The following is a 23021-nucleotide window of genomic DNA, read 5'->3' as shown; positions in this document are numbered from 1 at the left end:
AGATCCCTCTGCCGTTAACGCCCACCGGCAGCATCGATAATACTGCCAGTCACGTAAGACGCCGCTTCAGACAGCAACCAAGCTATCGCCTGCGCGACCTCTTCAGGCTGGCCACCGCGTTGCATCGGCAATTGACTCTTTACCCTATTCATTCCTCATGAAGAACACGCGTTCATCTGGCATACAACGTCAAAAATAACAAAGGGACACGGCAGTTGCAGTGTCCCTTGATAACCTACCGTGCCGAACGCGTTATTGGTATTCGCTCATCGGTACGCAGGAGCAGAACAGATTACGGTCGCCGTAAACATCGTCAAGACGCTTCACGGTCGGCCAATATTTATTCTCACGTACCGCCGCCGATGGGAATACCGCCAGCTCACGACTATACGCATGCTGCCAATCGCTGACCAACTCCGCCTGTATGTGTGGCGCATTAACCAGCGGGTTATCGTCTAGCGGCCATTCACCCTGTTTAACACGGTCAATTTCCGCACGGATCGCCAGCATCGCATCAATGAAACGATCCAGTTCTACTTTGCTTTCCGATTCGGTTGGTTCCACCATCAGCGTACCCGCGACCGGGAAAGACATGGTTGGCGCATGGAAGCCATAATCAATCAAACGCTTGGCAATATCCATTTCGCTAATACCGGTTTCCTCTTTCAGAGGACGAATGTCCAGAATACATTCGTGCGCCACACGATGATCGCGGCCGGTATACAAAACGGGATACGCATCTTTCAGGCGCGTTGCGATGTAGTTAGCGTTTAAAATCGCCACTTGGCTGGCTTGTTTCAGCCCTTCGGCACCCATCATGCGGATATACATCCAACTGATTGGCAGAATCGACGCACTGCCAAAAGGTGCCGCAGAAACAGCGCCTTGCTGCGTGGTCACGCCGTCAATTTGCACCACGCTGTGGCCAGGAACAAACGGCGCCAAATGCGCTTTCACGCCGATAGGCCCCATGCCAGGGCCACCGCCGCCGTGCGGAATACAGAAGGTTTTATGTAGATTAAGGTGCGACACATCTGCGCCAATGTAACCCGGCGTAGTGATGCCGACCTGCGCATTCATGTTCGCGCCATCAAGGTAAACCTGACCGCCGAATTGATGAACGATCTGACACACTTCACGAATGGTTTCTTCATACACGCCGTGGGTAGACGGATAAGTCACCATAATGCAGGACAGCTCTTCGCCAGCCTGTTCTGCTTTTACGCGAAGATCGTGCAAATCGATGTTGCCATTCTTATCGCAGGCCACCACCACCACACTCATACCCGCCATTTGAGCCGATGCCGGGTTAGTGCCGTGTGCCGAACTTGGGATCAGACACACGTGGCGCCCTGCTTCATTACGGCTTTCATGATAGCGACGAATCGCCAACAGACCTGCGTATTCGCCTTGCGCCCCTGAATTTGGCTGCATACACACCGCATCGTACCCGGTCAGTTGCACCAACCATTGTGAAAGCTGACCGATCATTTGCTGATAGCCGGCAGCCTGTTCCGCCGGGCAGAACGGATGCATATCAGAGAACTCAGGCCAGGTGATCGGGATCATCTCTGCCGCCGCGTTCAGTTTCATGGTACAGGAACCCAGCGGGATCATCGCCTGATTCAACGCCAGATCCTTTCGCTCTAAACGATGCATATAGCGCATCATTTCGGTTTCACTGTGGTAACTGTTAAACACCGGATGGGTCAGAATCGGATCCTGGCGCAGCATTGCCGCAGGGATCGACGCACTCGCTTGGTTCACCATTGCGTCCAACGCGTCAATGTCCAACCCGTGATCGTCACCGGCCAATACGGCAAACAGCGTTTGCACATCTTCGCGCGAAGTGGCTTCGTCCAATGTGATACCCACTGCGCCATGAATATCCGTGCGCAGGTTCAGGCCAAAACTTAGGGCGCGATCCAGTACCGCCGCTTTATCTTTGACTTCAACGGTCAAAGTATCGAACCAAGTGCTATGACGAAGCGATAAACCCGCCTGTTGCAAACCTGCGGCCAGAATATCTGTCAGACGATGAATACGCCCGGCAATACGTTGCAGACCTTGTGGCCCGTGGTACACCGCGTACAGGCTGGCGATGTTAGCCAGCAGAACCTGCGAGGTACAAATGTTCGAATTGGCCTTTTCGCGGCGGATGTGTTGCTCGCGAGTCTGCATCGCCATACGCAGGGCGGTGTTACCGGCCGCATCGCGGGAAACGCCGATAATGCGCCCCGGCATGGAACGTTTAAATTCATCACGACAAGCAAAAAATGCCGCATGCGGGCCGCCGTAGCCCATTGGCACGCCAAAGCGTTGCGCAGAACCAAACACGACGTCAGCGCCCTGTTTGCCCGGCGCCGTTAGCAGTACCAATGCCATCATGTCGGCAGCCACACTGGTAATGATCTTGCGTGATTTCAGTTCAGCCAGCAGTTGGCTGTAATCATGCAGCTCGCCGGTGGTGCCAATCTGTTGCAACAGCACGCCAAACACGCCTTCCAACTCAAGGACTTTCTCGGCCTTATCGACAATCACTTCAAAATTGAAGGTTTCGGCACGGGTACGCACCACGTCCAGCGTTTGCGGATGTACATCGTCAGCCACAAAGAAACGATTAGCGTCTTTTAATTTACTGGCACGCTTAGCCAGCGCCATCGCTTCAGCGGCGGCGGTCGCTTCATCCAATAACGAAGCGGAAGCCAGATCGAGCCCCGTCAGATCCAGCGTAACGGTTTGGAAGTTGAGTAACGCTTCAAGACGCCCTTGCGATACCTCCGGCTGATAAGGCGTATAAGCGGTGTACCAACCTGGGTTTTCCAGCATATTGCGCAGGATCACCGGCGGTGTCAGTACCGAGCTATACCCCATGCCAATATAGGATTTGTAACGTTGATTCTGACCGGCAATCGCCTTCAATTCGGCTAATGCCTGATGTTCAGTGGCTGCGTCACCGACCGGCGGTGGCCCCGGCAGTTGGATATCGGCAGGCACAATCTGTTGGATCAGCGCGCTGAGCGAGCTGGCGCCCACCGCTTCCAGCATCGCCTGCTGTTGTTGCGCAGAAGAGCCGATGTGGCGTTCGATGAACGCTTCGCTGTGTTCAAGTTGGCTGAGTGTCTGAGTCATTGCTACACATTCCTGAATGCTGAGGTGGTACGGGATATAGCGCGATCTATCACTAAAAACGCCCCAGCCGACAGGTCTGAGGCGCGGAGGTACTTACTCGTCTATCGATGCCTGATAACCGGCGGCATCCAGTAGCTTGCCAAGTTCAGTCGCATCGGAGGCTTTTATACGGAACAGCCAGCCTTCGCCGTATGGCTCACTGTTTACCAACTCCGGTGAACTATCCAATGCATCATTGACCGCCAGAATTTCACCGCTGATGGGCGCATAAATATCAGATGCGGCTTTCACTGACTCCGCGACCGCGCAGTCGTCACCCGCGCCGACAATGGAGCCGACTTCCGGCAAATCGACAAATACCATATCACCCAACAGTTCCTGGGCATGTTCGGTGATCCCTACCACGTATTCACCATTACCTTCATCGCGCACCCATTCATGAGAGGTTGCGTATTTCAACTCTGTTGGTACATTGCTCATCGCCCGCTACTCCTTAAATTTTCCCGCCGTCTTTCACTCCGCAGCGTTGTCGGCAGCAACGCGAAATTCATTGGGAATTTAATCGATAATATTAATTAATTAGTGACTTACCGGATCTTACAAAGCCTGGCTTGGTGACGCTGACCGGCATTTCACGGTTACGGATCTGCACGATGGCGCGTTCACCAATCCCCATCGGCACGCGCGCTAACGCAATGCTAAAACCGAGCGTTGGAGAAAACGAACCGCTGGTGATGTGCCCTTCGTGCGTCTGACCGGCTGCGTCCGTAAAATGAACCGGCAGCTCATTACGTAATACGCCTTTTTCAGTCATGATCAAGCCGACCAGTTGTTCGGTGCCCTGTTCACGTTGCTGTTCCAGTGCGTCACGGCCAATAAACTGACGATCCTGCGGTTCCCAGGCAATGGTCCAGCCCATATTCGCCGCCAGTGGCGAAACGCCTTCATCCATCTCTTGCCCGTATAAATTCATACCAGCTTCCAAACGCAGCGTGTCACGCGCACCCAACCCGGCCGGTTTAACGCCCGCGGCCAGCAGTTGTTGCCAAATATCGGCAACCTGCTCTTTCGGCAGCGCAATTTCATAGCCAGCCTCGCCGGTATACCCGGTGGTGGCAATAAACAGTTCACCCGCTTGCACGCCAAAAAATGGCTTCATACCTTCAACAGCTTGTTTCTGCTCAGCGCTAAACACGGTCGCAGCGCGCGCTTTAGCTTGCGGACCTTGCACGGCAATCAGAGCCAGATCGTCACGCACCACCTGTTCAACGCTGTACGGCGCGGCGTGCTGTTCGATCCATGCCAGATCTTTGTCGCGGGTAGCGGAGTTCACCACCAAGCGGAAATAATCTTCTGTGAGGAAATACACGATCAGATCGTCAATCACACCACCAGAGGCATTCAGCATGCCGGTGTACAACGCTTTGCCGGGTTGAGTCAGTTTGGCAACATCGTTGGCCAATAGATAACGTAAAAACTCACGAGTACGGGCACCATGGAGATCAACGATAGTCATGTGAGAAACATCGAACATACCCGCATCCTGACGCACTACATGGTGTTCATCAATCTGGGAGCCATAGTGTAATGGCATCATCCAGCCATGAAAGTCGACCATGCGCGCGCCGCACGCCACGTGCTGGTCGTACAGTGGGGTTTGCTTTGCCATTTTATCTCTCCGCAATATCCCCGAAATCATTCAAGCCACCGTCGCGGCTCTCAAATAACTTCGGGTATTAAACATCGCGCTGAACGTGCCGAAAAATGCTGACAACTCTCGCGACGCAAACGATACCTTTCACTCGAACTTACCACCGAACGGCCTGATTAACCATAAGTTAAAATAGGCGCGAAACGATATAAGGGCGCAAAAATGCCGCGTCAGTGTGCAGAGTTTTTCACTAAAAAAATGCGCCTCAAGGCACAAAATTAACAATTAAAACGGTAAAATACCGATGTTATATAACAAATACGCCCAGACAGGCGGAAATATGACTTTCGACTAATGCACCACGAATTAGAAAAACTAATGCAAAAAATGACGTGAAATTAGATTATTTCAAATGAAAGGTAATATAAGGAAAAGTGATGGTACTGCTGCGTTTTGCGGATCAAAACACAGCAGCGTGGATGAAGAGCCGAATAGGCCAACAGGGGAAAATCAAAACAGCGATTACGCTAACCACGCCGGCAAATCGTTCAGCCCCATGGCCTGCCGTACCAGTTTTGGTTTCACACCCGGCAAACTGTCTGCCAACCTTAAGCCAACGTCACGCAGTAGTTTCTTGGCCGGATTGTTGCCATCAAACAGCTCGCGGAACCCCTGCATACTGGCCAGCATCACCGCAGCCCCGTGTTTACGTCGACGTTCATAGCGGCGCAAATAGAGATGCTGACCGATATCTTTGCCTTGGCGTTGCAAACGCTTCAGTTCAGCAATTAATTCAGCTGCGTCCATAAAGCCCAGATTAACCCCCTGCCCCGCTAACGGATGCACGGTGTGTGCCGCATCGCCCACCAACGCCAGCCGATGCCCGGCAAAGTTACGCGCGTAACGGCCAATAAGCGGGAACGTTAGCCGTTCACTTTCTAATGAACACGCGCCAAGACGCATATCAAAGGTCATGCCTAGCTCACGGTTAAACTGTTCCGGCGTGAGCTGTTTCAGGCGTTCCGCCTCATTCGGCGCGACCGACCAAACAATCGAACATAAGTGCGGATCGCTAAACGGAAGAAACGCCAAAATACCGTCGCCATGAAAAACCTGCCGCGCGGTGGCCAAATGTGGCTCTTCCGTGCGAATAGTGGCAACCAGTGCGCTATGGCGGTAGTCCCAGAAGGTCAACGGAATATCAGCATGCTGACGCAGCCACGAATTCGCCCCATCAGCCGCGACCACCAAACGCGCGCTCAACATTCGGCCATCATCAAGAGTTATAAAGGCGTCGTTTTCTCCCCAAGCTACCTGTTTGAGCGCTGAAGGAGTTATCAATGTGATGTCAGACAACCCAGCGGCTTTTTGCCACAATGCCTGCTGGATCACATCATTTTCAATGATATGCCCCAAATGGCTGTAACCACATTCGTCACCACGGAAACCGATTTTGCCGAAGCTGTCGCGATCCCACACTTCCATCGCGTTGTAGGCACTCGCCCGCAGGTGCACAATGTCATCCCACACGCCAAGATGCCGTAGCAAACGTTCACTGGCTGTGTTGATCGCTGAAACGCGCAGCGCGGGCTGTGGCGGCGGTGGCAATATTTCTGGCTGGCGGTGCTCGAGCACCGCGACACGCAGACCACTGCCCTGCAAGCCGCAGGCTAGCGCCAATCCGACCATCCCGCCACCGGCAATAACCACATCAAATGATTGCATGCTGCTTAGTTCCTTAAAAACGCGTTAAATATCACTACGGTTAGCGCTCAACCCATCCTAACGTACGTTTAGCAAAGGCATCACGCACCGGCGGCAACTGTTCCATTGCCATCAGACCGAGATTACGCCCCACCAGCAGTGGTTCATAACGGTTGGCAAACAGTTTGATCAGACCATCGGTTACACGGATCGTCGCCTGTTGGTCTTGCTGCCGTCGTTGTTGGTAACGGCTCAGTAACGGATAAGCACCCAAGTCGTCACCGCTCAGCGCCGCTTCGGCAAGTTGCTCCGCAAGCGACATCACATCGCGCAAGCCTAAATTAAAGCCTTGGCCGGCAATCGGGTGCAGCGTTTGTGCCGCATTCCCCACCAGCGCCAGCCGATGCGTAACATGCTGGTTAGCGGTCAACAAACTGAGCGGATAACTATGACGTTGCCCTACTTTCACTATGCGGCCTAATCGCCAGCCAAACGCCTGCTGTAACTCACTGAGAAAACGCGCGTCGCACCAGCTATCGACTTTGTCGCGATCTTCTCGCGCATGGCACCACACCAGCGAACTGCGGCCCTGTGACATGGGTAACAACGCAAGCGGGCCGTGTTGGGTAAATCGCTCAAAGGCACGACCTTCTGGCGCTCGCTCAGTAGTGACATTGGCGATAGTGGCAAACTGAGAATAATCCTGCTGCTGCCATTGTACTTGGCAAGCCTGTGCCAACGCTGAACGCGAACCGTCCGCCGCTACCAGCAATTGGCCGCTTAGACGCTGGCCATTATCCAACTGCACGTCGGCACGCTCAACGCTCCGCTGTACGTTGACCACTTTAGCGGGGCAATGCACCGTCACGCCCGCCGCCTTGTTCAACAAAGCAAATAATCGCTGACCAGCATCATGTAACTCAATCACCTGACCAAGCGCTTCGACGTGATAGTCCTGTGCATATAGATTGACAAAACCCGCGTGACCGCGGTCGCTGACATGTACATGCGTGATTGCCGTAGCGCAATCACGTAGCGCAGGCCAGACGCCGATACGCGTCAATTGCTGACAGGTGCCCTGTGCCAGGGCGATTGCCCGCGAGTCAAAGCCCGGATGCGAACGATCCACCGGGCAAGTTGCCTCAACCAGATCGATCTTAACCCTTCCTTGAGTCAGCGACGAAATAGCTAACGCCAACGTCGCACCAGCCATACCTCCGCCGACAATGATTACGCTCATGTTATCTTGCCGCCGCCATCAGCGCTTCGATCGCATCGGCGTCTTTCACCACACTGGCGGTGAAGTTTTCATTACCGTCAGCGGTGATCAAAATATCGTCTTCAATACGAATACCAATACCGCGGTATTCTGGCGGCACGTCGGCATCCGGTGCGATATACAAGCCCGGCTCAACCGTCAGTACCATCCCCGGCTCCAGCACGCGATCGCGGCTTGGCGAACCATAATGGCCAACGTCATGCACATCCAGCCCTAACCAATGGCTCAGGCCGTGCATAAAGAACTGGCGGTGCGCCTGTTCAGCAATTAATTGCTCTACTTCACCGGTCATCACGCCCAGCTCAACCAAGCCATTAACCATAATACGCACCACTTCTTCATTCACATCGCGAATGCTGATTCCCGGCTTGAACATCTCCAGCGCTTTGTTCAATGAGGCAAGAACAATGTCATATACCGCACGCTGCGGCTGACTAAACTTACCATTGACTGGGAAAGTACGGGTAATATCCCCGGCATAACCACGATACTCACAACCCGCATCGATCAATACCAAATCGCCATCGCGCATTTCGCTTTCATTTTCCGTGTAATGCAGGATGCAACCATTCTCGCCGCTGCCAACGATGGTGTTATAGGAAGGATACCGTGCGCCTAAACGAGCAAATTCGTGATGAATTTCTGCTTCTAACTGGTATTCGAACATGCCCGGACGGCATTTTTCCATCGCGCGGGTGTGCGCCAGCGCGCTGATTTCACCGGCGCGGCGCATAACAGCAATTTCTTCTGGCGATTTGAACAAACGCATATCGTGCAACCACGGACGCCAATCGATGACGGTTGTGGGCGCTTGTAGGTTTTGACGGAAGCCTTTACGCAACCTGTCCAACGCCGCGAAGAAAATATCGTCCGCGTAAGCGTATTCACCTTGGGCGTGGTACACCACGTCCAGTCCATTAAGCAACAAATGCAACTGGTCGTTGATCTCATCAAACGGTAAGGCACGATCCACACCAAGTTTGGCCGGCGCGGCCTCTTGCCCCAAGCGACGACCAAACCAGATTTCCGCAGTCAGATCGCGTACGCGGTTGAACAAGACGCTGTGGTTATGCGTTTCGTCGCTTTTCACCAGAATCAGTACCGCTTCCGGCTCGTTAAAACCCGTCAGATACCAAAAATCGCTGTTCTGGCGGTAAGGATATTCTGAATCTGCACTGCGCGTCGCTTCAGGCGCTGCGAAAATAATCGCCGCGCTAGCTGGCGCCATTTTAGCCAACAATGCCTGACGGCGATTGTGGTATTCCTGCTGAGTCATGTCCTTCTCCTGAAATCTGTTCGCCGTTGCTCACGGCCACCCATACGCTGATATCTCGCGGCTTAGCTTAATGTAACGTTGGTTTGCTATTTTCTGCTGCGGTTGGCTGACGACGGCTAAATTCTGTGTGGCATAAAATCGCAGCAACACGCACGTACTCCACCACTTCTTCCAACGACTGTTCCAGTTCTTCCTGGTCTTCGTCTTCGTCGTAGCCCAGTTGCGCAATGTTGCGCAGATCGTCAATCGCTTCGCCCACTTCGTCCTTCACCTGCGCCAGTTTCGGTTGCATCATGCCTAGGCCAAGCAAGAAATGGTTGACCCAACCGGCCAACGCATCGGCACGCTCAAACACCGTTACCGCTTCACCTTCCGGCATCATCAACTGGAACATGAACTCATCATCGTCCAGTGTTTCACGGGTGATGTCATACAGTTGCTGCAACGGCTGGCTGAGCGCCTGTGGGAATGCCACGCCCTCGTTGGTCAGATCATGCACCAGCGTCTGCCAGCTGGCATCGCGGTTGCCACCACACAGCAAACCGCTAAGTAACCCATGCATTTCAGCTGCGGTTAACGCCACCGCTTGCTGATTGAGAGCCACGGTCAAAGATTGGTAACTTGGAAATGTATTCTGTATAGACATGCGTATTCGTCATCGTTGGCAGGATAAGTTCGTGTTATGCTACCACCAAGGTCCGTGGTTATACCAGATAAGCACGCCCCCGCAGTGGCGAGTTATAATCCGTATGTGTGTGGGTTTACACCGCGCCGTCTGAGTTTAACATGATGTTTTGTACGTGTTTTAACACTCTTTTTTGACGAGCAACGTGCCACACAGTAGATTACAACCAGGTACTGGAAAAAGGGGTTGTATCTCGGTACTAGGGTATATATAGTGACGCCCGCTTCGACAGACCGGAGCGGGCGCGAAATTGAGGCAGGAAGGTGGCATGTCTGCACAACCGGTAGATATTCAAATTTTTGGCCGCTCATTAAGAGTGAATTGTCCGCCAGAGCAACAAGATGCGTTGAACATGGCAGCAGACGATCTTAATCAACGGTTGCAAGATCTAAAAGTTCGCACTAAAGTCACAAATACAGAACAGCTGGTTTTCATCGCCGCGTTGAATGTTTGTCACGAACTTGCTCAAGAACGCTTGAAAACTCGTGATTATGCAGCCAATATGGAACAACGTATTCGCATGCTGCAACAGACCATTGAACAAGCACTGCTTGAACAAGGTCGCATCGCTGACCGTCAGGATGCACAATTCGAATAACATAAGTTGCTGAAACCGCAGGTTTCGGCAATGAGTAAAAAATTTCTCTGAGATGTTCGCCAGCGGGCCAGTCCCCTGAGCCGATATTTAGTACCAACAGAATGTGATGATCCACGATCGGTGCGCATGCTCGTTCGCCGAGAAGCCTAAAGATTGTGACAACACGTTCACCTTGAACCATGGGTTCAAGGGTTACAGCCTGCGACGGCATCTCGGAGATTCCCTTCATGCGGTTTATGGGGTTACCCATTTCAACACGCTATGCAAACTATGCTTTTCCAGCCTCAGTTTGCCGCACAGCGGCAACGCATTCGTCACCAAATCCGCCAACAGCGTCGCGCGTTATCCGCTGAACAACAGCGTGATTTTGCCAATCAGATTGCTGATCGTATTGCCACTCACCCCAAGATTAACGCGGCAAGCAGTGTGGCAGCATTCCTGTCATTCGACGGTGAACTCAATACTCAACCGTTAATAGAACGTCTGTGGCAGATGAACAAACAGGTTTATCTCCCCGTATTGCATCCGTTTAGCGCCGGTCACTTGCTGTTTCTACGTTACGCTACCGACACATTGCTGGTGAACAATCGGTTCAATATTCGTGAACCAATACTCGACGTGCGTCACGTTTTGCCCCCCGATCAGTTAGACGTGATATTGACACCGTTGGTGGCATTCGACCAACATGGTCAGCGGCTCGGTATGGGCGGCGGTTTTTATGATCGCACGTTACAAAACTGGCGACACAGTGGCACTTATCCAATTGGGCTAGCGCATGATTGTCAGCAGGTTGACACACTGCCGGTAGAACAGTGGGATATTCCACTGCCAGAAATCATCACCCCGTCTAAAGTCTGGGCATGGCCGATAGCTGAATAGTTAAAGGCTAAACCAACGCCGTTTGGCAAGCCTAGTCAGATGTGATTTTTTCTGAATACGTCAGTGCAGCCCAACCGTTAACTGAAAGGTTATATTGACGGGCGCAGCAGGCTACGCCCAACACAACAAACGGATGCCGATGTTGTCAGCCATCTAGGCCACCAGAACCCGGCCGTTTTGGCTCACTCTCGGCCTCATCTCAGAACAACAAACGTGCACGAATGGTGCCTTGAATGGCCTTCATTCGCTGCAGTGCAGCGTCGGCACGCTCGGTTTCCGCTTCGATGTCGATCACCACATAACCAATTTCCGGCCCCGTTTGCAGATACTGAGCGGCAATGTTTACGCCTTCTTCAGCGAAAATCTGGTTAATCTGCGTTAATACGCCAGGGCGGTTTTCGTGAATGTGCAACAAACGGCTTGAATTCGGGCCATGTGCTGGCAACGACACTTCCGGGAAGTTAACCGCAGACAATGTGGAACCGTTATCAGAATATTTCGCCAGCTTGCCTGCGACTTCGTCACCGATATTTTCTTGTGCTTCTTGCGTCGAGCCGCCGATATGCGGCGTCAAGATCACGTTATCAAATTCACACAGCGGTGAATTAAACGGATCGCTGTTGGTGGCAGGCTCTTCAGGGAAAACGTCAATCGCTGCGCCAGCCAAATGATCGCTGGCCAGTGCGTCACACAATGCCGGAATATCGACGACCGTACCGCGCGAGGCGTTGATCAAAATCGAGCCTGGTTTCATTAACGCCAGCTCTTCTTTACCCATCATATTTCTGGTGGATAACGTTTCCGGCACGTGCAACGTCACCACATCGCTCATATTCAGCAAATCAGACAAGTGGCGCACCTGTTGCGCATTACCTAGCGGCAGCTTGTTTTCGATGTCGTAGAAGAAGACTTTCATCCCGAGCCCTTCGGCCAGAATGCCCAGTTGGGTGCCGATATGGCCGTAACCGATAATACCGAGCTTTTTACCACGCGCCTCAAACGAACCTACCGCCAGCTTGTTCCACACGCCGCGGTGCGCTTTGGCATTAGCCGCAGGAATGCCGCGTAGCATTAACAACAGTTCGCCAAGCACCATTTCGGCCACGGATCGCGTGTTAGAGAATGGGGCGTTAAACACCGGAATACCGCGTTTGGTCGCCGCTTTTAAATCAACTTGGTTGGTGCCGATACAGAAACATCCCACCGCAACCAGCTTTTCAGCCGCAGCGAAAACGTCCTCAGACAAATGTGTGCGCGAGCGAATACCGATGAAGTGGGCATCGCGAATCGACGCCTTCAGTGACTCGGTGTCTAACGCACCTTTATGGTATTCAATGTTGGTATAACCGGCAGCGCGCAGGTTATCGACCGTGCTCTGATGAACCCCTTCAACTAACAGGAACTTAATCCTGTCTTTCTCCAATGATACTTTTGCCATTTACCCGACCCTATTGTTCAGACTTCAGAAGCGGCTGCGTTATCCGAGGTGATAGAACAGCACGTTCACCAACATAACAAAAATAACGCGGGCGGCAATACAAACGATTGCCTGATCGCCAGCACAAGCCTCAGTGTTGCGAGTCGATTATGGTGAAAAATACCGAAGGGAAAGAATTTGACAGAAGCTTAAGGGGCGTAACTAGCGAAGTGTGATACATGTCACCAAAATTAGCGCATTAAATAAAACATGTTTTCTGCTAAAAATTATATGTCTGAAGAATGGGCAGTGTGACTCTCACCAGTGCAAAAATATGCATCCTGCCCAAGCATCATAGCGGTTGATTTATTCGACAACCTTCACGCCGTTTGGTGTACCGATCAACGCCACATCAGCACCACGGTTAGCGAACAACCCAACCGTGACCACGCCAGCAATGGCGTTAATCTTATTTTCTAGCGCGATGGCATCCATAATCGTGAGGTTATGCACATCCAAGATGACATTGCCATTGTCCGTAACCACATTCTGGCGGTATTCCGGCAAACCCCCCAGCTTCACCAGCTCCCGAGCGACGTAAGAACGTGCCATTGGGATCACCTCTACCGGTAGCGGGAATTTGCCCAGAACATCGACCTGCTTAGAGGCATCCGCTATACAAATGAACTTACGTGCAATAGCCGCGATCACTTTCTCACGGGTCAGTGCTGCGCCACCGCCTTTGATCATCTGCATCTGACCGTTGATTTCATCGGCACCATCAACGTAAATATCCAGTTCATCAACTTCGTTGCTATCGAACACGTGAATCCCCAAGCTTTTCAGCTTGGCGGTAGAAGCATCGGAGCTGGAAACTGCGCCTTCAATCTGATTTTTTATCGAAGCCAGCGCATCGATAAAGTGTGCGGCGGTAGATCCGGTTCCTACCCCCACAATAGTGCCGGGTTTAACATAGTCCAGCGCTGCCCAACCTACCGCTTTTTTCAGTTCATCCTGCGTCATGGTATTTTCATTGCCTATGTACGAAAACGTGTGCGTATTATAAGGTAATTCGCTGTTTTGCACTCTGGCAGGATCACAAATTGTGGCATAGTGCCTAAATCAACTGACTTTAAGGGATAGCTCTCCGATGAAACGCCCAGACTATAGAACGCTACAAGCGCTGGACGCGGTGATCCGTGAGCGTGGCTTTGAGCGCGCGGCACAAAAACTCTGCATCACACAATCGGCGGTATCTCAACGCATCAAACAGTTGGAAAACTTGTTCGGCCAACCGTTATTGGTACGTACCGTGCCGCCGCGCCCGACTGAGCAAGGACAGAGATTGCTGGCGTTGTTGCATCAGGTCGAATTGCTGGAAGAAGAGTGGCTAGGTAATGATACCGGCGTTGATACCCCGCTGCTGCTCTCGTTGGCGGTCAATGCCGATAGCCTGGCAACATGGTTACTGCCAGCACTCAAGCCGGTGCTGGCCGATTCACCGATCCGCCTAAATCTACAGGTAGAAGATGAAACCCGCACCCAAGAACGCCTGCGCCGTGGCGAGGTTGTTGGCGCAGTAAGTATTCAACCGCAACCGTTGCCGAGCTGCCTAGTGGACCAATTGGGCGCACTGGATTATCTGTTCGTCGCCTCGCCGGATTTTGCCGAGCGTTATTTCCCAAGCGGTGTCACACGTTCCGCACTATTGAAAGCCCCTGCGGTGGCGTTCGATCATCTCGACGATATGCATCAGGCCTTTCTGCAACAAAACTTCGACTTATCGCCGGGCAGCGTTCCCTGCCATATCGTTAACTCATCCGAAGCCTTCGTGCAGTTGGCACGCCAAGGCACAACCTGTTGTATGATCCCCCACCTGCAAATTGAGAAAGAATTGGCATCCGGCGAGTTAGTCGATCTGACACCTGGCCTGCTACAACGCCGTATGTTGTTCTGGCACCGCTTCGCGCCAGAAAGCCGTATGATGCGCAAAGTCACCGATGCACTGCTGGCCCATGGGCATCAAGTTCTGCGGCAGGATTAAAAACAGAAAAGGTTCGCCGTAGCGAACCTTTTTGTCAGGCATCTGGTACTATTACTGCGCGGTATTACGTTGCAATTCAAACACCACATCCACCTGATCGTCAAAATGGATACTTTGCTGTTCGTAAGTTTGAGCAACGTCGTTTTCTGGTGCGGCACTCGCCGCCTTGTACATGCGTGCCACTGGCATCGGCTGGTAGTTAGCAACATGATAACGAATACTGTAGACCGGCCCTAGCTTAGCTTTGAAACCTTGCGCCAATGAATCCGCCTGCTGGGTGGCGTTCTCGATGGCTTTCTGCCGCGCCTGCTGGCGGTAAACGTCAGGATTCGCTACGCCGAGCTCGACAGCGCGAATCTCATTCAGGCCAGATTTTAACGCACCGTCCAGCAAGCCGTTCAATTTGTCCAACTGGCGCAGCGTGACCTGAACCTGACGTACCGCGCGGTAACCTTTCAGAACCGACTCACCGGTTTTCAGATAATCATATTCCGGTTGAGTGCGCAAATTAGCCGCACTGATGTCTTTTTTCTCAATGCCACTTTTTTGTAGGAAGTCAAAATACTGGGCGACGCGTTCATCAACCTGTTTTTTGGCCTGAGCGGCATCTTTGGACGACACGCTGACCTCAATCGCCAACGTTGCAATATCTGGCGTGGCGTCTACGCTGGCAGTCCCCGACGTAACAACGTGTGGCCCCTCTGGTACTTCCGCTGCATGTAGCGCCAAAGGTAGCGTCCCTAATCCAACCATTGCGGCCATAGCCAATGCTTTAAGCTTCACAGTGTCTCCTTAATGACAGGCTGTTCTGATTACCGGCCTTCCCTGCGAGAACAGCCGGTTTCTTGGTATAAAACCTAGCATATCCCACAGTTATTTAAATTCAGATTAGTAGTAATTTTATAAATTAACGCCCTGCCAAGCCAGTTGCATCGCAATACACCACATTACGCCGCCCACTAAGCCGTTAATGATGCGCTGAGCGAGTTGGGTTTTCAGCCACGGAGCTAACCAGCCAGCCAACAGGGCCAAAGCAAAAAACCACACCAAAGAAGCACTAACCGCGCCCAGTGCGAACCACGAACGCACGTCGGGTGCCAATTGCCCTCCCAAACTGCCGAGTACAACAAAAGTATCCAAATACACGTGCGGATTAAGCCAAGTCACGGCCAACATAGTAAACATGATTCGCCAACGACTTTGTTTTATCTCTTCTACGCTGGCTAACTTTATCGAATGACTGAATGCAGTACGAAATGCACCCCAACCGTACCACAACAGGAATGCAACCCCGCCCCATGTCACCAGCGATAACAATAATAATGAGCGGCTAAGCAGTGCACTTCCGCCAAAAATACCGGCGCAAATTAACGCGATATCACTGAGTGCGCACAACGAGGCGATCATCAAATGATATTGTCGGCGTATTCCCTGATTCATCACAAATACGTTTTGTGGCCCGAGCGGCAGGATCATCGCAGCGCTCAGGGCAAACCCTTGTAAAAATATGGCTAACATGGCGTTCCTTTGGAAAATGGGTGCTTAAAGGCGAGACGACCAGCCCAACACGCGCATCATACGAAGGAAGAATTATTAGTGGAAATGGATATTTCTAATCGGGTATTAGTAAATTTTATTACTACCGCTGGTAATGAAACAGGGGGCCGAAGCCCCCTGTTTCCGCTACTGACTGGTGGGTTATTCTGGCTGAGTAGCCGAGGCTTTCCCAACATGGCGCAGATGCACATCCATCTGCGGATACGGAATACCAATACCGTTGGCGTCCAGTTGGCGCTTGAAGTTTTCCATAAGATCGAAATACACGTCCCAATATTGTGCATTAGTGGTCCAGGAACGGGTCACGAAGTTGAGCGAAGACGCCGCCATTTCATTCAGGCGTACCGTCACACCCTTGTCATGCATGATGCGTTCATCTGCCGCAATCACATCGCCCAGCACCTTTTTCACCAGATCGATATCTGCATCGTAAGCCACTCCCACCACAATATCGACCCGGCGGTTCGGCTCACGCGAATAGTTAATGATGTTGCCTGCGATGATTTTGCCATTCGGCACTACAATGGTCTTGTTATCCGGTGTACGCATCGTGGTAGAGAATATTTGTACCTGATCGACGGTACCGGCAATCCCACCCAGATCAACATATTCACCGGCACGAATCGGACGGAAAGCAACCAACAACACGCCAGCGGCAAAGTTAGACAACGAACCTTGCAACGCCAGACCAATGGCCAAACCCGCCGCACCCAATACGGCAATCACCGACGTAGTTTGCACCCCAATACGGCCCAGTACCGCAATCAAGGTGAAGGCCAGGATACCGTAACGCGCCATTGCGGAAAGGAAATCGGCAACGGTGGCATCGATACCACGCAGTTTCATTACCCGATTCAGCGCATTGCCTACCGTACGCGCAATGATCGAACCAATAATAAAGATAACGATAGCAGCAACAATGTTTACCGCATATTGAATCAATAAGTCTTGGTTGTTTTCCAACCAACTCCCAACACTATTGATGCCCTCTACTACGTTGAGCTCTTCCATTCTAACGTCCTACCTTAAAAACTCCCTACGGGAGAAATCGCAAATACATTGGGATATCACCTTATACGCCGAGCGGGATCATTGTTGGCAACCCGATCGACTCCCAGCCATATTGTTAACGATGCCTGGGAAACTTGCTCAGTTATTACCTAGAACCCGCCCGAATAATTTTGGGAATATCTCCAATGCGGAAACAACCCGGCTAAGGGTAACTAACAATGTAGTGTGATGCCAATTTTGACAAACAACTTTGCGAAATACATCCCTATCCCAAAAACAAAGGCTCCACAACGGGAGCCTTTGATTAGCGAGCATCAGGTGTGGTAAACCGCACCCGGTAGCCAGATTACAGCACGTCGATAGCGTTCAGATCTTTAAATGCCTGCTCCAGACGCGTCACCATGCTGGTCTGCGCAGCACGCAGCCAGACACGTGGATCGTAGTATTTCTTGTTCGGCTGATCTGCGCCTTTCGGGTTGCCCAATTGGCTTTGCAGATAACCTTCGTTTTCTTTGTAGTAGTTCAGAATACCTTCCCATGTTGCCCACTGGGTGTCGGTATCGATGTTCATTTTGATCACACCGTAGCTGACGGATTCTTTGATCTCTGCATCGCTTGAACCCGAACCGCCGTGGAACACGAAGTTCAGGCTGTTGTGCGGCAGGTTATATTTCTTAGAAACGTAGTCCTGAGAGTCGCGCAGGATAGTCGGCGTCAGTTTCACGTTGCCTGGCTTGTACACACCGTGTACGTTACCGAAAGAGGCTGCGATGGTGAAACGTGGGCTGATCGCGTTCAGTTTTTCGTACGCGTACGCCACATCTTCTGGCTGAGTATACAGCGCGGAAGCATCCATATGGCTGTTGTCTACGCCATCTTCTTCACCGCCGGTGCAACCCAGTTCGATTTCCAGCGTCATGCCCATTTTCGCCATGCGAGCCAGGTACTTGCCGCAGATTTCAATGTTTTCTTCCAGTGACTCTTCAGACAGATCGATCATGTGCGAAGAGAACAACGGTTTACCGGTTGCCGCGAAATGTTTTTCGCCAGCGTCCAGCAGGCCGTCAATCCATGGCAGCAGTTTTTTCGCGCAGTGGTCGGTGTGCAGAATAACCGGCACGCCGTAATGTTCAGCCATCTGGTGAACGTGATGTGCACCGGAAATAGCGCCCAGAATCGCCGCACCCTGTGGAATATCAGTTTTTACGCCTTTGCCCGCGATAAACGCAGCGCCGCCGTTAGAGAACTGAACGATAACAGGTGAACGCACTTTCGCTGCTGTTTCCAACACCGCATTGATGGAGTCGGTACCCACGCAGTTTACTGCGGGCAGCGCAAAGTTGTTCTCTTTCGCTACTGCGAATACTTTCTGAACGTCATCACCAGTGATGACACCCGGTTTTACGAAATCAAAAATTTTAGACATGTTACGGTGTCCTGTTTCGTTTGCCGTAATACCCTTTATCTTTCACGCTGCCGCATGGCCGCTACGTAAAATCTATCGGATATAGATGGATGTGAATCGTTTTTACCCACGCTACCGTAGCAGCGCGGAATAAAACAAACGGGCGACTTGCGTCTCCCGTTGTCTGAATTACTGCTTAGCGCGCTCTTCCAGCATCACAACCGCTGGCAATTGTTTCCCTTCAACGAACTCCAGGAAAGCACCGCCGCCGGTAGAAATGTAGGAGATCTTGTCAGCAATACCGAACATATCGATCGCTGCCAGGGTGTCGCCGCCGCCCGCGATAGAGAAAGCATCGCTTTCTGCAATGGCGCGCGCAACAATTTCGGTGCCCTTACGGAAGTTAGGGAACTCGAATACGCCAACCGGGCCATTCCACAGAATGGTTTTGGCGTTCTTCAGGATAACGGCCAGACGCTCGGCTGAGACATCGCCCATATCCAGAATTTGCTCATTATCTTTGATTTCATTCGCCTGTTTTACCGTCGCAGTGGCGGTTTCAGAGAACTCGGTTGCCACACGTACATCGGTCGGAACCGGGATATCGCAGGTTTCCAGCAATTTTTGCGCGTTTGGAATCAAATCGGCTTCGTACAGAGACTGGCCCACATTGTTACCTTGTGCGGCAACAAAGGTATTAGCAATACCACCGCCAACGATCAGTTGATCGGCAATCTTGGACAAGGAATCCAGTACGGTCAGTTTAGTGGAAACTTTTGAACCACCGACGATAGCGACCATCGGACGGGCGGGTTCTTTCAATGCTTTGCCAAGCGCTTCAAGCTCACCAGACAGCAACGGACCTGCGCAAGCAACCGGGGCGAATTTGCCGACGCCGTGGGTTGACGCTTGTGCACGGTGCGCAGTACCAAAGGCATCCATCACATACACGTCGCACAGCGCCGCGTATTTTTTGGATAACGTTTCGTCGTCTTTCTTCTCGCCTTTATTGAAGCGAACGTTCTCCAGCACCACCAGTTCACCTTCGGCAACGTCAACACCGTCCAGGTAATCTTTCGCCAGACGCACGGGATTTTTCAGATGATCTTTCAGATAATTTACTACCGGTTGCAGAGAAAACTCTTCGTTATACTCACCTTCGGTAGGACGCCCTAAGTGGGACGTTACCATCACGCGGGCGCCTTGTTTCAGCGCAGCTTCGATAGTCGGCAAGGAGGCACGGATACGCGCATCGGAAGTCACTTTACCGTCTTTCACTGGTACGTTCAGATCGGAACGGATCAGAACACGTTTTCCCGCCAGATCGAGATCGGACATCTTAATTACAGACATGGTGAACCCTCTTAGTTGATTCTTTATAAACTATAAAGTTGCCTGAGCGGCGCATCATCAGTGATGCCGCCGTGCTAGAAACCGCATGCGGCCATTGCCCGTGTTGTATCCAACATCCTGTTGGCAAAGCCCCATTCATTATCACACCAGACCAAGGTCTTAATCAGGTGTTGTCCGCTAACCCGCGTCTGCGTACCGTCGACGATGGCACTGTGCGGGTCATGGTTAAAATCGATCGAGACTAATGGTAGTTCCGTATAGTCAACTATACCACGAAATGCACCCTGTGCGGCCTTTTGCAACAACTGGTTGACCTCTACAACCCTGACCGGGGCGCTAACACTGACGCTAAGATCAATGGCGGTCACGTTGATGGTCGGCACACGCACGGAAATCGCTTCAAAACGATCGCAAAACTGTGGAAATATACGCGTGATGCCTGCGGCCAGCTTGGTGTCGACCGGTATAATCGACTGGCTCGCTGCGCGGGTCCGGCGTAAATCCGCGTGATAGGCGTCTATCACCGGCTGATCGTTCATTGAGGAGTGAATGGTCGTGACAGTGCCTGACTCGATACTATAGGCTTCATCCAACAATTTAATGACCGGAATAATGCAGTTGGTGGTGCAGGAAGCATTAGACACAATGCGATGCTCAGCCAGTAATGTATGCTCGTTAACACCAAACACAATGGTGGCATCCAAATCGTTGCTGCCCGGGTGAGCAAATAACACCTTCTTTGCCCCGGCTGCCCGATGCGCTTCGCCATCCTCCCGGCTGCCATAGACGCCGCTGCAATCGAGCAGGACATCGACACCCAGTTCACCCCAAGGCAACTGTTCCAGCACCGGCTGATGCAGCAGCCGAATTTTATCGTCACCGACGCTCAGCACATCATTCTCTTGGCGTACATCCCAAGCAAAGCGTCCGTGGCTTGAATCGTATTTCAACAGGTGCGCCATGCCTTCGGCATTCGCTAGTTCGTTGATCGCCACGACGGAAATTTCTGCTCGTCTACCCGACTCATACAGTGCGCGCAACACGCTGCGGCCGATGCGGCCAAAGCCGTTTATCGCTATGCGAATGGTCATGCTACTCCCTAAAAAAGGGCCGTCCCTGCCGGATTTGTTCACCGGATGGGGGGTGGCACTGACTGGTTATCATGCTAACCTGCATAGAGTACTTTAGCGTACTGCCTGCTGTGAATCGCTGCGTTAGATTATTCGTCAACTCTGTGGTTTCAACCACTCGCTCACTCAGGTATTTCAGTTAAACAACACGCTAACTGAAACGCTTCAGCCGAGCATAAACCAAAGTTTTTCGAAAAGGAATAGTACCGACAGTCAGGCTGTTAACTGGACGGTATTTTGCGGAAATAACATGATCTAGCGCACGTTTCACCGTTCGCCGATCCCTATCTTTGGTACACACTCTGTACCACACAAGGAGCTAATATGAGTGAAGTTAAAATTGTTGCCACGCTGACCCCTTTTCCTCAGCATATCGATGCGGTGAGAAAAGCCGCCCGAGCCATGGTCGCGCCGACGCATCAAGAACCGGGTTGCCTTCAGTACGATTTTCATGAATCACAAGCCATAAACGTCCAAGAGCTGGGAAAACCCGGCAAAGTTTCGTTTATGTTCATTGAGCGCTGGACATCGGAAGACGATCTGAAGAAGCACGTCGCGATGGATTACCACGATAGATTCCTCGAGGAGCTTGATGGGAAATTAGAAAGTCTGAATGTGCAAAAACTGACCCAATTAGAAAAATCCAAGTAAGCCCTCTTGTCATCTCGCCCAATGCTATTCAGTTAAGCCTGAGCGACATTGGGCGTCATTTTGTCATACCAGCCTGCCCTTATTGCCTTAATCAGCCGTGCACTCCTTTTCCTTCTGCGTTAGGTAGTTGTCAGAGTCGTAAACGCCCCCGCCGATATTTATAGGCGCGGCATGCCACGCCGCTACGAATTGAGTGCTAAGTCCGTTGCCAGAACGGTGACAAGTGAACATCTTGCCACCGCGCAGGGTCGAACATGTTCGACCCACTAAACACCTGCGACATGAACGAGCGCGGCATGCCACGCCGCTACGAATTGAGTGCTAAGTCCGTTGCCAGAACGGTGACAAGTTGAACATCTTGCCACCGCGCAGGGTCGAACATGTTCGACCCACTAAGCACCGGCGACATGAACGAGCGCGGCATGCCACACCACTACGAATTGAGTGCTAAGTCCGTTGCCAGAACGGTGACAAGTTGAACATCTTGCCACATCGTAGGGGTCGAACATGTTCGACCCAATAAGCACCGGCGATATGAACGGGCGCGGCATGCCACACCACTACGAATTGAGTGCTAAGTCCGTTGCCAGAACGGTGACAAGTTGAACATCTTGCCACCGCGCAGGGTCGAACATGTTCGACCCACTAAACACCGGCGACATGAACGGGCGCGGCGTGCCACGCCACTACGAATTAAGCGGTAAGACCGTTGCCAGAGCGGTAACAAATTGAGCATCTTGCCACAGCGTAGGGGTCGAACATGTTCGCCCCACTAAGCACCAGCGATATAAACAGGCGCGGCGTACCACGCTACTACGAATTGAGTGGTGAGAACGTTGCCAGAGCGGTAACAAATTGAGCCCCTTGCCACATCGTAGGGGGCGAACATGTTCGCCCCACTAAGCACCAGCGATATAAACAGGCGCGGCGTACCACGCCACTACGAAGTTTGTCGTGGTTGGACATGATGCGCAAAAAGAGTGAGTGGAATATTTAAAATGAAGATATTGAATTGGTGGAGCTGCCCTTTAGCGAGGCGGTAGCGATGATCGCCGATGGACGCATCAAGGATGCCAAGACCATCATGCTGTTGCAGTATTTGCAGTTACATCCGTAAAAACAGGGCCGAATCGGTATTCGGCCCTGGTATAAACGCGCCAGTTACGGCGCTGCCCGCCTTATTTCAGCAGGGCTTTGGCTTTCGCCACCACGTTGTCGACGGTGAAGCCAAACTCGCTGAACAACTGCT

General features: G+C 52.0%; 20 protein-coding genes, 1 other RNA gene and 2 pseudogenes. 6 read left to right on the top strand and 17 right to left on the bottom strand.

Annotated features, from left to right (window positions below; genetic code table 11):
- Positions 1-14: 14 nt before the first annotated feature.
- The 8 genes and pseudogenes from ACQKDS_RS13305 to ACQKDS_RS13270 all read right to left on the bottom strand — a co-directional run.
- A pseudogene (locus ACQKDS_RS13305) lies at positions 15-152 on the bottom strand (SDR family oxidoreductase); the annotation flags it as partial.
- Positions 153-252: 100 nt separating this feature from the next.
- Complete coding sequence (gcvP, locus tag ACQKDS_RS13300) at positions 253-3132, bottom strand: aminomethyl-transferring glycine dehydrogenase (protein WP_399671246.1); 2880 nt, start codon at positions 3130-3132, stop codon at positions 253-255.
- 93 nt (positions 3133-3225) lie between these two features.
- The gene (gcvH, locus tag ACQKDS_RS13295) at positions 3226-3612 is read right to left on the bottom strand and encodes a glycine cleavage system protein GcvH (protein ID WP_399671243.1); all 387 of its coding nucleotides are present in this window, start codon (positions 3610-3612) and stop codon (positions 3226-3228) included.
- 91 nt (positions 3613-3703) lie between these two features.
- Positions 3704-4801 carry a glycine cleavage system aminomethyltransferase GcvT gene (gcvT, locus tag ACQKDS_RS13290; RefSeq protein WP_399671240.1) on the bottom strand — a complete coding sequence of 366 codons (1098 nt, stop codon included), beginning with the start codon at positions 4799-4801 and terminating at the stop codon, positions 3704-3706.
- Positions 4802-5305: 504 nt separating this feature from the next.
- The gene (gene ubiI, locus ACQKDS_RS13285; RefSeq protein WP_399671237.1) at positions 5306-6508 is read right to left on the bottom strand and encodes an FAD-dependent 2-octaprenylphenol hydroxylase; all 1203 of its coding nucleotides are present in this window, start codon (positions 6506-6508) and stop codon (positions 5306-5308) included.
- Positions 6509-6548: 40 nt separating this feature from the next.
- On the bottom strand, positions 6549-7727 hold the full coding sequence (ubiH, locus tag ACQKDS_RS13280; RefSeq protein ID WP_399671234.1) for a 2-octaprenyl-6-methoxyphenyl hydroxylase: 1179 nt from the start codon (positions 7725-7727) through the stop codon (positions 6549-6551).
- A 1-nt stretch (position 7728) separates the two neighbouring features.
- Entirely contained in the window at positions 7729-9042 is a 1314-nt protein-coding gene (pepP, locus tag ACQKDS_RS13275) for a Xaa-Pro aminopeptidase (protein WP_399671231.1), read from the bottom strand.
- A gap of 67 nt (positions 9043-9109) precedes the next feature.
- On the bottom strand, positions 9110-9688 hold the full coding sequence (locus ACQKDS_RS13270; RefSeq protein WP_399671228.1) for a YecA family protein: 579 nt from the start codon (positions 9686-9688) through the stop codon (positions 9110-9112).
- A gap of 307 nt (positions 9689-9995) precedes the next feature.
- Between ACQKDS_RS13270 and zapA the strand changes: the two genes are divergently transcribed.
- The 3 genes from zapA (at position 9996) to ACQKDS_RS13255 (ending at position 11204) form a co-directional block, all read left to right on the top strand.
- Positions 9996-10325, top strand: coding sequence for a cell division protein ZapA (zapA, locus tag ACQKDS_RS13265; protein WP_399671225.1), 330 nt, complete (start codon positions 9996-9998; stop codon positions 10323-10325).
- 41 nt (positions 10326-10366) lie between these two features.
- A non-coding RNA gene (gene ssrS, locus ACQKDS_RS13260) (6S RNA) lies at positions 10367-10548 on the top strand.
- 47 nt (positions 10549-10595) lie between these two features.
- Positions 10596-11204 (top strand): 5-formyltetrahydrofolate cyclo-ligase, encoded by a 609-nt coding sequence (locus ACQKDS_RS13255; protein ID WP_399671592.1) that lies wholly within the window; start codon positions 10596-10598, stop codon positions 11202-11204.
- Positions 11205-11403: 199 nt separating this feature from the next.
- Here the strand turns inward: ACQKDS_RS13255 and serA are convergent, their stop codons facing one another.
- Together serA and rpiA are read right to left on the bottom strand one after the other, a co-directional pair.
- Positions 11404-12642 (bottom strand): phosphoglycerate dehydrogenase, encoded by a 1239-nt coding sequence (gene serA / locus ACQKDS_RS13250; protein WP_399671223.1) that lies wholly within the window; start codon positions 12640-12642, stop codon positions 11404-11406.
- Between the two features lie 345 nt (positions 12643-12987).
- The gene (rpiA, locus tag ACQKDS_RS13245) at positions 12988-13644 is read right to left on the bottom strand and encodes a ribose-5-phosphate isomerase RpiA (protein ID WP_399671220.1); all 657 of its coding nucleotides are present in this window, start codon (positions 13642-13644) and stop codon (positions 12988-12990) included.
- A 127-nt stretch (positions 13645-13771) separates the two neighbouring features.
- On the opposite strand from rpiA, the gene ACQKDS_RS13240 reads away from it, so the two are divergent.
- Positions 13772-14665, top strand: coding sequence for a LysR family transcriptional regulator ArgP (locus ACQKDS_RS13240; RefSeq protein WP_399671217.1), 894 nt, complete (start codon positions 13772-13774; stop codon positions 14663-14665).
- 51 nt (positions 14666-14716) lie between these two features.
- Here ACQKDS_RS13240 and ACQKDS_RS13235 read toward each other — a convergent pair whose 3' ends face one another.
- The 6 genes from ACQKDS_RS13235 to epd form a co-directional block, all read right to left on the bottom strand.
- On the bottom strand, positions 14717-15448 hold the full coding sequence (locus ACQKDS_RS13235; RefSeq protein ID WP_399671214.1) for an oxidative stress defense protein: 732 nt from the start codon (positions 15446-15448) through the stop codon (positions 14717-14719).
- A gap of 117 nt (positions 15449-15565) precedes the next feature.
- Entirely contained in the window at positions 15566-16183 is a 618-nt protein-coding gene (argO, locus tag ACQKDS_RS13230) for an arginine exporter ArgO (RefSeq protein ID WP_399671211.1), read from the bottom strand.
- Positions 16184-16363: 180 nt separating this feature from the next.
- Positions 16364-17233, bottom strand: a complete 870-nt coding sequence (mscS, locus tag ACQKDS_RS13225; protein ID WP_399671208.1) for a small-conductance mechanosensitive channel MscS — start codon at positions 17231-17233, stop codon at positions 16364-16366.
- Positions 17234-17579: 346 nt separating this feature from the next.
- Positions 17580-18659 (bottom strand): class II fructose-bisphosphate aldolase, encoded by a 1080-nt coding sequence (gene fbaA / locus ACQKDS_RS13220; RefSeq protein ID WP_399671206.1) that lies wholly within the window; start codon positions 18657-18659, stop codon positions 17580-17582.
- Positions 18660-18827: 168 nt separating this feature from the next.
- Complete coding sequence (gene pgk / locus ACQKDS_RS13215; RefSeq protein ID WP_399671203.1) at positions 18828-19991, bottom strand: phosphoglycerate kinase; 1164 nt, start codon at positions 19989-19991, stop codon at positions 18828-18830.
- A 74-nt stretch (positions 19992-20065) separates the two neighbouring features.
- Positions 20066-21082, bottom strand: coding sequence for an erythrose-4-phosphate dehydrogenase (gene epd / locus ACQKDS_RS13210; protein ID WP_399671200.1), 1017 nt, complete (start codon positions 21080-21082; stop codon positions 20066-20068).
- A gap of 363 nt (positions 21083-21445) precedes the next feature.
- On the opposite strand from epd, the gene ACQKDS_RS13205 reads away from it, so the two are divergent.
- Positions 21446-21772: a putative quinol monooxygenase gene (locus ACQKDS_RS13205; RefSeq protein WP_399671198.1), complete on the top strand. Its 327-nt coding sequence runs from the start codon at positions 21446-21448 to the stop codon at positions 21770-21772.
- A gap of 997 nt (positions 21773-22769) precedes the next feature.
- Positions 22770-22889 (top strand): annotated as a pseudogene (locus ACQKDS_RS13200) (GDP-mannose pyrophosphatase NudK); the annotation flags it as partial.
- A 61-nt stretch (positions 22890-22950) separates the two neighbouring features.
- Here ACQKDS_RS13200 and ACQKDS_RS13195 read toward each other — a convergent pair.
- Positions 22951-23021, bottom strand: a 71-nt coding sequence (locus ACQKDS_RS13195; protein ID WP_399671590.1) for a hypothetical protein, incomplete at its 5' end; no start/stop codon positions are given.

The organism is Serratia sp. NPDC078593, assembly GCF_050268245.1.
GTDB lineage: Bacteria > Pseudomonadota > Gammaproteobacteria > Enterobacterales > Enterobacteriaceae > JBNNGK01.
Note: the sequence above shows the minus strand (reverse complement) of the source record. Positions and strands in the feature narration are given on the sequence as shown.

Excerpts from the sequence above, each read along its gene's own strand:
- zapA (WP_399671225.1), top strand. The coding sequence starts at position 9,996 with ATGTCTGCACAACCGGTAGATATTCAAATTTTTGGCCGCTCATTAAGA.
- epd (WP_399671200.1), bottom strand. The coding sequence starts at position 21,082 with ATGACCATTCGCATAGCGATAAACGGCTTTGGCCGCATCGGCCGCAGC.
- pepP (WP_399671231.1), bottom strand. The coding sequence starts at position 9,042 with ATGACTCAGCAGGAATACCACAATCGCCGTCAGGCATTGTTGGCTAAA.
- gcvH (WP_399671243.1), bottom strand. The coding sequence starts at position 3,612 with ATGAGCAATGTACCAACAGAGTTGAAATACGCAACCTCTCATGAATGG.
- mscS (WP_399671208.1), bottom strand. The coding sequence starts at position 17,233 with ATGGAAGAGCTCAACGTAGTAGAGGGCATCAATAGTGTTGGGAGTTGG.
- ACQKDS_RS13205 (WP_399671198.1), top strand. The coding sequence starts at position 21,446 with ATGAGTGAAGTTAAAATTGTTGCCACGCTGACCCCTTTTCCTCAGCAT.
- argO (WP_399671211.1), bottom strand. The coding sequence starts at position 16,183 with ATGTTAGCCATATTTTTACAAGGGTTTGCCCTGAGCGCTGCGATGATC.
- ubiI (WP_399671237.1), bottom strand. The coding sequence starts at position 6,508 with ATGCAATCATTTGATGTGGTTATTGCCGGTGGCGGGATGGTCGGATTG.
- fbaA (WP_399671206.1), bottom strand. The coding sequence starts at position 18,659 with ATGTCTAAAATTTTTGATTTCGTAAAACCGGGTGTCATCACTGGTGAT.
- gcvP (WP_399671246.1), bottom strand. The coding sequence starts at position 3,132 with ATGACTCAGACACTCAGCCAACTTGAACACAGCGAAGCGTTCATCGAA.
- ubiH (WP_399671234.1), bottom strand. The coding sequence starts at position 7,727 with ATGAGCGTAATCATTGTCGGCGGAGGTATGGCTGGTGCGACGTTGGCG.
- ACQKDS_RS13240 (WP_399671217.1), top strand. The coding sequence starts at position 13,772 with ATGAAACGCCCAGACTATAGAACGCTACAAGCGCTGGACGCGGTGATC.
- rpiA (WP_399671220.1), bottom strand. The coding sequence starts at position 13,644 with ATGACGCAGGATGAACTGAAAAAAGCGGTAGGTTGGGCAGCGCTGGAC.
- pgk (WP_399671203.1), bottom strand. The coding sequence starts at position 19,991 with ATGTCTGTAATTAAGATGTCCGATCTCGATCTGGCGGGAAAACGTGTT.
- ACQKDS_RS13255 (WP_399671592.1), top strand. The coding sequence starts at position 10,596 with ATGCTTTTCCAGCCTCAGTTTGCCGCACAGCGGCAACGCATTCGTCAC.
- gcvT (WP_399671240.1), bottom strand. The coding sequence starts at position 4,801 with ATGGCAAAGCAAACCCCACTGTACGACCAGCACGTGGCGTGCGGCGCG.
- serA (WP_399671223.1), bottom strand. The coding sequence starts at position 12,642 with ATGGCAAAAGTATCATTGGAGAAAGACAGGATTAAGTTCCTGTTAGTT.
- ACQKDS_RS13270 (WP_399671228.1), bottom strand. The coding sequence starts at position 9,688 with ATGTCTATACAGAATACATTTCCAAGTTACCAATCTTTGACCGTGGCT.